This is a genomic window from Halovulum sp. GXIMD14794 (assembly GCF_054457455.1).
Genome location: NZ_JBTLNF010000017.1, coordinates 1 through 2,266, shown reverse-complemented (window position 1 = coordinate 2,266; position 2,266 = coordinate 1). Strand labels below are relative to the sequence as shown.

Here is a 2,266-nt window from a genome sequence, read left to right as displayed (position 1 = left end):
GACCTGGAGAACATGAACAGCGAACCGATGCCGCTCAATGTGCCCCGGATCTATAACCTGATCACCGACCCGAAAGAGGAGTATCAGGTCCAAGAGCAATCCACCTGGGTTCTTCCGGTCATCTTCAGCAAGATCGTCGAATTCCAGACCACGCTCGCTTCTGAACCACCTATCCCACTCGGCACGCTCGATCCCTACCTGCCGCCGAATTGAGACCCAACCTTAGAGCAGACATTGCCAGTTTGGGCCTCAAGGGCAGTTCAGCGCAGACAGCTGTCATGTTTGCGCCTGTGGAGGATGCGGGTAAGTTCCGCACATCGGATCTTCGGGAGGCGGCGGTTGGTACGCGATGAACGAATGGCCGGTTCGGTAAAGCGGCGTTGCGGCCTAGCCATCCCGACCAAAGTCCGCAATGGGCCGTAACCGCCTGCATCGCCCCACCGACAACGCGGTTTCTGCGCGGCATCCAATGTCGACTCGGAGTACAAAACCACCCCTAATGTAGCTTGAGCTTGCCGTTGGCCTGCTAAGGCACTGTCGTCCCGATCACCGACCCGAAACTCGGCCGAGGGGTTTGTGTGCAGACTGCTCTCCCACCACGGCTCCGCGTTGCGATCACCATCGATCCACAGACAGTGATCGCAAAACGCCTCAGGATCCGCCTAGAGGATCAGATCATCGACCCACAGCGAGCCCTCGATCGCAATCGAGAAGTCGGCATTGCCGTCGCCATCGACATCCGCGCGGAGCACGCCGCCTTTCAGCTGCAACTCCCCTTCCATTCCCGAGAAAGCCGCGCGACCGATCCACTCGAATTCCTGGTTGCCAGCTTCGCTTTCGCAGGCGTCGATCCTGCTTATGTCGATCTCGTCACCGTCGGCGTCTTCAAAGTAGACAACGTCGCGGTTTGCTCCGGCCGATGAATGCTTGAGCGTCTTGAAGACAAAGAGGTCTGCGCCGGACCCGCCCTTGTACATATCTTTGCCGCCGCCGCCGATCATGACATCATCGCCTGAGCCGCCAAGCATCTTGTCACGCCCGCCGCCGCCAACGAGCTTGTCATCGTCTCCACCGCCGACGAGCTTGTCGAACCCTTTTCCGCCCTTGAGCAGGTCCTCGCCTTTTCCGCCGTATGCCTCGTCGGCACCGGCAAAGCAGTAGACTTCGTCGTCCCCGTCACCGGCGCGTATCTCGTCCGCCTCTTCGGTGCCGTCGATGAGGTTGTCCAGCGCGTCAAGTCCTTCATCGAGGAAGGTCTCGAGGTCTTCCTCAAGATTGTCGAGCCAATCACCGAGGAGATCCGCTTCCTGCCAGGAAAGGCTTTCAGACTCTCGATCCACCCAGTTCCCGAGGCGTTCCATCAGGTTGTCGAGCCAGTATTCCAACCGTTCTTCGTTGGCGTCGATCCAGTCATCCAGATCCCCGGTGACGCCCTCAAGCGACGACGGCAATGACTCTGCGAGGAAAGTTTTGAGCTCCTCCGCAAGAGTATCGGTGTTGATACCGCCGATGATAATGGCCATTTGCATGCTCCTCACGTGGTAGCCTGGTCAGATCGTATGGTTCACGGCAGCACGCTAAATCCATCCTGACAAGTTGCAGTGCAGGGGTTTAATCCCGGAGATTTAGGCCAGAGGTCATCGCATTATTACTGCGGTTTATCAGCTATAATCTTGGTTTAGCTTTTAGGGCAGAACGTGTCTGGCGTATCTCGACTAATAGAATCGCAGATCCGTTGAGCGGTCATCCAGTTGCGTACTCGGCTATCAGTTTGGTCGGTAACGCTGCCCCGGATACATACGCCAGGAGTTGCACCTAATGAGCCCAGGCATTCCGGTCGAATTTACCCAACGCAGGTTCGGCTCCCCCTCGACCTGATCGACAGGATGGAACCGCTGGGATCCGTAGCTACGATCTTTGATGCCAAAGTCGGTTGAACAATACCTGCCGTCTTCCGCTAGTTCCGCACTGCGGACCTCGGGCCGCTTCCAGAGCGCGCAAGCGCCGCGAACGTCGGGTTCGGCGGACAGCGCTGCAGCATCCTGAGCAGGGATCGGAGGTCGGCAATGGGCCGAATTCCCCGTTGTAAATCGAACGAGCGCTAGATCTCCACTTTTCCCGCGCCTCTCAGATAGTCAATCATCGCCCGGACCTTGCCCGGCACAAAACTTCGACTAGGAAAGACTAGCCAGGCGGCGGTGTCGAAGGTCGTAGCCGTCACATCCCAGCCAGCGATAGTCGTTACCAGACGACCAGCTTGAAGATC

General features: G+C 57.9%; 2 protein-coding genes. One reads left to right on the top strand and one right to left on the bottom strand.

The window, feature by feature from the left end; genetic code table 11:
- On the top strand, positions 1–213 hold a 213-nt coding region (locus tag ACW9UR_RS25325; protein ID WP_458919858.1), incomplete at its 5' end, for a hypothetical protein.
- 449 nt (positions 214–662) lie between these two features.
- Here ACW9UR_RS25325 and ACW9UR_RS25320 read toward each other — a convergent pair.
- Positions 663–1,523: a calcium-binding protein gene (locus tag ACW9UR_RS25320; RefSeq protein ID WP_458919857.1), complete on the bottom strand. Its 861-nt coding sequence runs from the start codon at positions 1,521–1,523 to the stop codon at positions 663–665.
- Between the last annotated feature and the right edge of the window lie 743 nt (positions 1,524–2,266).